Below are 8,305 nucleotides of genomic sequence, written 5' to 3' on the forward strand. Positions count from 1 at the left end.
TCAGAGGACCGGCGGCTCCTGCGGCCCCCGGTCCACCGGCCCGCGGCCGGACAGCACCTCGCCGTACGCCTGCATCAGGTCCGGCAGCCGCAGGGTGGCCAGATCGTCCCGGCCGGGCACCGCCGCATAGCCGGAGAGCCGCAGATCGCGGTAGGCGCAGCTCTTTTCGTACAGGGTGCGCAGGAACCGCCCGTTGCCCAGCTCGTCGATCCAGCCCTGCTCGACGACGTGGCCGCTGATGGAACGCAGCTCGTCCAGGGACTCCTCGTCCCACACGTCGCCGTTCTCCGCCGCCAGCACCTCGCCGATCGAGGTGAGCTCCAGCGGCCGGTAGCTCGGGAAGTCCACCCGGGTGGTGAACCGCGAGGAGAGCCCCGGATTGGTGGCCAGCAGCCGGTCCATGCCCTCCGGATAGCCCGCGAGAATGACGACGAGATGGTCCCGGTTGTCCTCCGCCCGCTTCAGCAGGACCTGCAGGGCCTCGTCGCCGTACGCGTCGCCCTTGCTGTAGCCGCTGTTGGCGAGGCTGTACGCCTCGTCGACGAAGAGCACCCCGCCGAGCGCCGAGTCGATCAGCTCATTGGCCTTGACCGCGGTCTGGCCGAGGAACTCGCCGACCAGATCGGCCCGTTGGGCCTCGACCAGATGGTCGCCGCCCAGCAGCCCCAGCGCGTAGAAGACCCGGCCCAGGATGCGGGCCACGGTGGTCTTGCCGGTGCCGGACGGGCCCGAGAAGACGAAATGACGCTTGGGCGGCTGTACGGGAAGTCCCTGACCGGCCCTCAGCCGCGCCATGTTCAGCTGCGCGGACAAGGCCTTGACCTGGCGCTTGACGGGCTCCAGTCCCACCATCCGCTCCAGCTCGGCCAGCGCCTCGGCGAGCAGCACCGGATCGCTGGGCCCCGCCGGGAACGGCGACGGCGGCTGTCCCGGCAACGCAGCCCTGCGCCGCGTCCCGCCGGACGGCGGCGGCATTCCGAGGCCCGGAAGGCCGGGCGTCTCACCGCCGGAACGCGGCTCCCGGCCGTCCACCGGATCGGCGCCGGGCACCGGATCGGCGCCGGGCGGCGGATCCGCGTCCGGCTGCGCCTCCGAGACGGTGCTGTCCGTGCCGAGCCCGGCCAGCGACACGGCGGCCAGCCCCGCGGCCTCGTCGGAACCCTCCAGACCGTCGTAGTCCGCGATCGCGGCGAGCCGCGCCGAGGTGTCCATGAAGGCGGGGTCGATGCGGTGCACCGCCCGGTAGAGCGGCAGGGCGGCGGCGCTGCGGCCGGTGCCCTCGTGCGCGCGGGCCAGCCAGTACCGCAGCTCCTTGCGCTGCGGCTGCTCGCTGCGGCAGCGCATCAGGGCGGTGGCGAGCAGCGGCTCGGCCTGCCCGTACATCTCCAGGCGCACCCGCGCCATCCCGCCGAAGAGTCCCGCCTCGATGCCGAGCAGCGGATCGTCCGTCAGCTGCTCGGTGTTGCGTACGAGCTGCTCCCAGTCCTTGACCAGGTACGAGCGGCAGGCGTGCAGGAAGCGCACCTGCGGGTCCGCGTCCACCGGCGGCAGGCCCGCGAGCGCCCGGTCCAGCTCGGGGACATGGCGGCCGTCCAGCCAGTGCGAGGCGTGCGCGAGCAGCAGATCGCGGGCGTTCTCCAGCACCGGCTGCACCCACCAGCCCAGCCAGTACCAGGAGTTGAGCGTGCGCCGATGGCGGGTGCGCTGTTCGCCGAAGCGCTCGCGATGGCGGTACATGCGCAGCAGTGCCGTCGTCGTGTCGACCCTCAGCGCATGGAGGCCGAGCCAGCCGTCCGCCATGCCGGGGTCGAGACGGACCGCGGCCCTGAACTCCTCCTCGGCCTGCGGGTAGGCGCCCATGGTGTAGGCGTCCACGCCACGCAGCCAGGCGAGGTCGGCCGGGGCCTGCGTGCCCTGCGTGCCGATGTCCATCTGGTCCCCCACAAACCGTGCCCCCAGGATGTCCCGCCGCACGATTCTGCCCACCGGGGCGCGCCGAATCACTTTGCCGCGGACGGGAATTGACCGCACCGAGAGGCATCGTACCTGCGCAGGGAGTGTGCGACTAAGAGCACCGCAGCAGAAGGGATACCGTGACCCAGGGTGAGCGCAATGCGTCGAACCGGCATACGGGAGGGGGTGCGAGGGCAGAACGAAGCCCCCGATCACGGGGGAACAATCGGGGGCTTCGTGTTCGTGGGGGCTCCGAAAAGCCGCACAATGAGAACGTAAGACCTGTACCGCCCCTGGGTCAAGCGGAGTTGGGGCACTTCCGGGGCGTTTTCTCACCATTCAGCACGACGGCGAATCGCGATCACGTTCGGTGACGGAATGGTTCGTTCCTGCTGCTGTTCCGGCCCCCTCCGAGAACGCGTAACCCACCGGCAACTGCCGTACCAGAGTGTCCGCGTGGGGACGCGAAGGATCGGCCGAGAAGTGCTTCGTCTCGGCCGCCGTCCACCCGTCCCAGAAGTCCGAGAGCGCCGGTCCGTCCCTGCGCCGGCCGCGCGCCCAGGAATCCGAGGCGGCGAGGTCCATCCACAACAGCCGGGCCAGCGAGGGCCGCATCGCCCGGCGGCCGGCCCCGACCCCCTCGATCAGGACCACCGGGGCGGGCTCCAGACCGCGGGGCGCTCCGAAGCTCCGCGCGGTCCAGTCGTACGGTGCGTACCGCGCGCACTCGCCGCGCTCCAGCGGCCCGAGCACCTGCTCCCGCAGCCGTTCCATCCAGGTGAAGAAGGACTCGTGGGTGGCCATGTCGTCCAGGTGCAGGACCGGGGCGTCGCCGAGCGCGGCGGCCAGGCGGCCGGTGAAGGTGCTCTTCCCCGACCCCGCGTGGCCGTCGACCGCGATCAGCCGCACCGGGCCGCAGGACGGTGGCAGGGCGCGCAGCCGCGCGGCGAGGGGCGAGAGGTCGTTCATGCCCACCAGCCTACGAGCCGCTCCGGAGCAGCCGCAGGTCACGCCAGTGGACCAGACCAATATTGGTTGACCGGCGCGAGCCGAATCGCTGGCCGGATCCGGCCATGACCCGCAATAGTTGGCGCACTGTCGTGCACCTGCAAGCCTCATTCCGCTGACGACCGGGGGTCTCGCCCATGAACCGACCGACCTCACGCAGAACCGTGCTGACTGCCGCGCTCGCGGCAGCGGCCACCGCGGGCGCGGTGTCGTCCGCCGGCCCCGCGACCGCCGCCTCCCCGCCCCGCACCTCCTCGGCGGGCGGTGCCGTGGACAACAGCTCCTGGCACACCTGCACCGACTGGCGCGCCGGCTCCGGCGCCGGGACGCGGGCCGTCGCGGGCCGCCGCCCCGGTCTGGTGATCGCTCACGCCGAGGGCCGCACCGACTACACCGATCCGCACACCGGCACGACCGCCGCCTGGGAGTACGCGACCTGGACCTCGCCGGTCCACCGGTCCACCGTCCCGGCGACCGAGGTGATCGCCTCCTGGAACGCGGACACCCCGGCGGGCACCTGGATCCGGATCGAGCTCCAGGGCCGCTACTCGGACGGCACCTCGACGCCCTGGTACGTGATGGGCCGCTGGGCCGCCGGTGACGGCGACATCCGCCGTACCTCCGTCGACGACCAGACCGACGGCAAGAGCTCCGTGTGGACCGACACCTTCTCGGTGGACGATCCGGCGAGCGGACTGAGACTGGTCTCGTACCGGCTGCGGCTCACCCTCCACCGCACCCCGGGCACCCGGCTGACGCCCACGGTGTGGCGGCTCGGCGCGATGGCCTCCGATGTCCCCGACCGCTTCACCGTGCCGGCCAGCACCCCCGGACTCGCCCGCGAGCTGCGGGTGCCGCGCTACTCGCAGAACATCCACGCGGGCCAGTACCCCGAGTACGACAACGGCGGCGAGGCCTGGTGCAGCCCCACCTCCTCGCAGATGATCATCGAGTACTGGGGACGCCGTCCGACTGCCGAGGACCTCGCCTGGGTCAAGCCAGGCCTGGCCGACCCGCAGGTCTGCCATGCCGCCCGGTTCACCTACGACTACCAGTACGAGGGCTGCGGCAACTGGCCGTTCAACGCCGCCTACGCCGCGACGTACGACGAGATGAGCGCGGCGGTGACCCGGCTGGGCTCGCTCACGGACCTGGAGACGCTGATCCGCGCGGGCATCCCGGCCATAACGTCGCAGTCCTTCCTCAAGGAGGAGCTGACCGGAGCGGGGTACGGGACCTCCGGCCACCTGATGACCGTGATCGGGTTCACCGCGGACGGCGATGTGATCGCGAACGACCCGGCCTCACCGAGCGACGAGGCCGTGCGCCGGGTCTACAAGCGCCGGGAATGGGAGAACATCTGGCTCCGCACCAAGCGCTACGACGCGAACGGCAAGGTCAGGAGCGGTACGGGCGGGGTGTGCTACCTGTACTGGCCCGCCCGGCCGACACCGGTTCAGCGCCGGGCGCTGGAGTCCTTCGGCCTGTTGTGAGCGTGCGCCGTCCCCCGGCCCCGTCGGCGCGAGCAGTGTGCCGACGGGACCGGGGGACGGGTGCCGGGGTGGTTCAGCGCACCCGGAGCGCCTCGCGGATCGTGGTGAACAGGTCGGTCTGGTCGGTGACGCCCAGGACCCGGTAGGCCTGCGGGCCCTGCGCCGCGATCCGGACCTCGGTGCCGGTGTGCTCCTGCGACTGGCCGGGCGTGTTGGTCGAGTAGTTGACCTTGATCTGCTGGCCCTCGTCGGTGACGAGCGTGGAGGTCAGGCCGGGCGGCTGGGCCTCCAGGGGCACGATCTGGCTGCTGTGGCCGTGGTCGGCGGTGGTGACCACGAGGGTGTCGGGGTGCTTGGCCGCGTACGCGCGGGCCGTCTTCACCGCGCGGTCGAACGCCGCCGTCTCGCCGATCTGGCCGCACGGGTCGGCCGCGTGGTCCTGCTTGTCGATCGAGGCGCCCTCGACCTGGAGGAAGAAGCCCTTCTTGCTGTGGTTGCGCTTCTGCTTCTCCTCCAGGAGCTGGATGGCCTTGGCGGTCTGGTCGGCGAGGTTCGGTGTGCCGGCGGGCCGGTTCGGGTTCGAGGTGACGCAGCGCTGCGGGTCGGTCCCGCCGACCGCGGCCGCCTTGCCGGTCCACTCGGTGGGGACGTTGCCGGGGGCGAAGAGGCCGAGCACCGGCTTGCCGCCCTTGACCGCCTTCAGGGAGGCGTTGTCGGTGACGACCTGGTAACCCAGTTTCCGCGCCTGCTCGGTGACGGTCAGGCCCTTGTACCTGCCCTCGGTCACCTTCTGGTCGAAGCGCTGCTTGCCGCCGCCGAGGAGCACATCGACCTTGTGGCCGACGCTCTGCTCGGCGATGGAGCCGGGGCCGCCCTTGGCGATGGTGTCGGTGGGGCACTTGGCCATGTCGGCGGGGCCCTGGCAGGAGCGGTCGGTGGCGTGCGAGGCGAGGACGGCCGGGGTGGCGTCGGTCAGCTCGGCGGTGGTCACCGAGCCGGTCGCGTAGCCGCCCTTCTGCGCCAGTTCCAGAATGGTCGGCACGGCCTTGTCGGTGCCCGGCGTCTTGGAGATCCGCCCGTTGACGGTCTTCACACCGGTGGCCCAGCCGGTGCCGCTGGCCGCGGAGTCGGTGACGTAGTCGGGCGTGCCGTCGGCGTGCACCGCGTACGTCGTGTAGGCGCCGGTCAGCGGGAACCTGTCCATGTTCAGGCGGCCCGCCGCGCCCACGGTGTAGTCGCGGGCGAGGGTGATCTCCGAGTCGCCCATTCCGTCACCGATGAGCAGGATGACGTTCTTCGCCTTGCCGCCCTTGATGGCGTCCTCGGCGTGTTCCTTGCTGCCGTACGCACCGGCCGACGCCGTGAGGGCCACGGCGGCGGTGGCGGCGGCGACGAGGACCGCACCGGTGGCTGTCAGGTGACTGCGGGACAGGCGCTGTCTGGGCATGGAAATCTCCTTGATCCGGTCGGCCGGGAAGCACCGACGACGATCACCTCATCAGCGGTGGGTGAACCACCGGTGACGCCGAAGCCGCTTCCGGCCTGCCGGAACATGGCATGAGGGGCCCGCCGTTCCGTCCCGCTGTCGTGTGTGACCCCGCACGGCAGCGGGCCCCGGCGGAACCGAATCCGCCGGGGCCCGCTGTCCGGTGCGTACGACCGGTGGCCGGTGTCAGTCCGTGCCGGACTCCATCGCGGCGCGGTCCAGCATCGTCTCCTCGTCCGTGGCCTCGCCGCGCGAGGCGATCGCCTGCGCGCCGCCCTGGTCCATCGCGCCGATCAGTCCGGTCGAGGCGGCCTGTGCGGCGCCGATCGGCGTCGGGTGGCCGGTGCCGACCAGACCGAGGCCCGCGTACTGCTCCAGCCGCGCACGCGAGTCGGCGATGTCCAGGTTCCGCATGGTGAGCTGGCCGATCCGGTCCACCGGGCCGAACGCCGAGTCCTCGGTGCGCTCCATGGAGAGCTTGTCCGGGTGGTAGCTGAACGCCGGGCCCGTGGTGTCGAGGACCGAGTAGTCCTCGCCGCGCCGCAGCCGCAGCGTCACCTCACCGGTGACGGCCGCGCCGACCCAGCGCTGGAGCGACTCGCGGATCATCAGCGCCTGCGGGTCCAGCCAGCGGCCCTCGTACATCAGCCGGCCGAGCCGCCGGCCCTCGTTGTGGTACGCGGCCAGGGTGTCCTCGTTGTGGATCGCGTTGACCAGGCGCTCGTAGGCGATGTGCAGCAGCGCCATGCCGGGCGCCTCGTAGATGCCGCGGCTCTTGGCCTCGATGATCCGGTTCTCGATCTGGTCGGACATGCCGAGACCGTGGCGGCCGCCGATCGCGTTGGCCTCCATCACGAGGTCGACGGGGGAGGCGAACTCCTTGCCGTTGACGGTGACCGGGCGGCCCTGGTCGAAGCCGATCGTCACGTCCTCCGTGGCGATCTCCACCGACGGGTCCCAGAACCGCACGCCCATGATCGGGTCGACCGTCTCGACGCCGGTGTCCAGGTGCTCCAGGGTCTTGGCCTCGTGCGTGGCGCCCCAGATGTTGGCGTCCGTGGAGTACGCCTTCTCCGTCGAGTCCCGGTAAGGCAGCCCATGCGCGAGCAGCCACTCGGACATCTCCTTGCGGCCGCCGAGCTCCGTGACGAAGTCCGCGTCCAGCCACGGCTTGTAGATCCGCAGGTGGGGGTTGGCGAGCAGCCCGTACCGGTAGAACCGCTCGATGTCGTTGCCCTTGAACGTGGAGCCGTCGCCCCAGATCTGCACTCCGTCCTCGAGCATGGCCCGCACCAGCAGCGTGCCGGTCACGGCGCGTCCCAGCGGCGTGGTGTTGAAGTACGGGCGCCCGCCCGACCTGATGTGGAACGCGCCACAGGCGAGCGCCGCCAGCCCTTCCTCGACCAGAGCGGCGCGGCAGTCGACGAGCCGCGTGATCTCGGCGCCGTACGCGGAGGCGCGGCCGGGCACGGACGCGATGTCGGGCTCGTCGTACTGGCCGATGTCGGCGGTGTACGTGCAAGGGACAGCACCCTTGTCGCGCATCCAGGCGACGGCTACGGAGGTGTCGAGCCCGCCGGAGAAGGCGATGCCGACGCGCTCGCCGGTGGGGAGGGAGGTGAGGACTTTGGACATGGCAAGACTATGCATCACTTCGCATGATCATGCAACACGGCGTCCCGGTGAAACACCGCGCGGCCGGGCGGATCGCCCGGCCGCGCGGCCTCGCATCAGTGTTCCGGGGAGCGGGCGGTCCTCAGTCGATCGCCTTGATCAGCTCTCCGTCGGTGGTGTCGCCGCTGAGCTCCCAGAAGAAGGTGCCGCCGAGACCCTGCTGGTTCTTCCAGCTCATCTTGGTGGCGATGGTGGCCGGGGTGTCGTAGCTCCACCAGTTGGTGCCGCAGTGGGCGTAGGCGGTGCCGGCGACGGTGCCGGTGGCGGGGCAGCTGTTCTTGAGGACCTTGTAGTCCTCGATGCCAGCCTCGTAGGTGCCGGGGGCGGCGCCGGTGGCGGTGCCGCCGGGTGCGTCCTGGGTGACGCCGGTCCAGCCGCGGCCGTAGAAGCCGATGCCGAGCAGCATCTTGGAGGCGGGTACGCCCTGGGCCTTCAGCTTGGTGATGGCCGCCTCGCTGCTGAAGCCCTCCTTCGGGATGCCCTCGTAGGACGTCAGGGGGGAGTGCGGGGCGGTCGGGCCCTTGGCGTCCCAGGCGCCGAAGAAGTCGTAGGTCATCACGTTGTACCAGTCCAGGGACTGGGCGGCGCCGGCGTAGTCGGCGGCGTCGATCTTGCCGCCGTCGGAGCCGTCGGCGGTGATGGCGGCCGTCACGAGGTTGTTGCTGCCGAACTTCGAACGCAGCGCGGTGGT

Annotated in this window: 6 protein-coding genes; 1 reads left to right on the forward strand and 5 read right to left on the reverse strand. The window is 71.2% G+C overall.

Features of this window, described 5'->3' with window-relative positions; all coding sequences use genetic code 11:
• The gene (locus tag ACWCPY_RS39200) at nucleotides 1-1,932 is read right to left on the reverse strand and encodes an AAA family ATPase (RefSeq protein WP_451273357.1); all 1,932 of its coding nucleotides are present in this window, start codon (nucleotides 1,930-1,932) and stop codon (nucleotides 1-3) included.
• 360 nt (nucleotides 1,933-2,292) lie between these two features.
• The gene (locus ACWCPY_RS39205) at nucleotides 2,293-2,922 is read right to left on the reverse strand and encodes a uridine kinase family protein (protein ID WP_451273359.1); all 630 of its coding nucleotides are present in this window, start codon (nucleotides 2,920-2,922) and stop codon (nucleotides 2,293-2,295) included.
• 176 nt (nucleotides 2,923-3,098) lie between these two features.
• Here ACWCPY_RS39205 and ACWCPY_RS39210 point away from each other — a divergent pair, with 176 nt between their 5' ends.
• On the forward strand, nucleotides 3,099-4,454 hold the full coding sequence (locus ACWCPY_RS39210) for a peptidase C39 family protein (protein ID WP_451273361.1): 1,356 nt from the start codon (nucleotides 3,099-3,101) through the stop codon (nucleotides 4,452-4,454).
• 73 nt (nucleotides 4,455-4,527) lie between these two features.
• Here the strand turns inward: ACWCPY_RS39210 and ACWCPY_RS39215 are convergent, their stop codons facing one another.
• The 3 genes from ACWCPY_RS39215 to ACWCPY_RS39225 form a co-directional block, all read right to left on the reverse strand.
• The gene (locus ACWCPY_RS39215) at nucleotides 4,528-5,901 is read right to left on the reverse strand and encodes an alkaline phosphatase (RefSeq protein ID WP_451273363.1); all 1,374 of its coding nucleotides are present in this window, start codon (nucleotides 5,899-5,901) and stop codon (nucleotides 4,528-4,530) included.
• 225 nt (nucleotides 5,902-6,126) lie between these two features.
• Nucleotides 6,127-7,575, reverse strand: a complete 1,449-nt coding sequence (gene argG, locus ACWCPY_RS39220) for an argininosuccinate synthase (protein WP_362451524.1) — start codon at nucleotides 7,573-7,575, stop codon at nucleotides 6,127-6,129.
• A 121-nt stretch (nucleotides 7,576-7,696) separates the two neighbouring features.
• The coding region (locus tag ACWCPY_RS39225; RefSeq protein WP_451273365.1) for a glycoside hydrolase family 18 protein at nucleotides 7,697-8,305 on the reverse strand (609 nt) is incomplete at its 5' end.

The sequence above is a fragment of the Streptomyces sp. NPDC002403 genome (assembly GCF_053593015.1).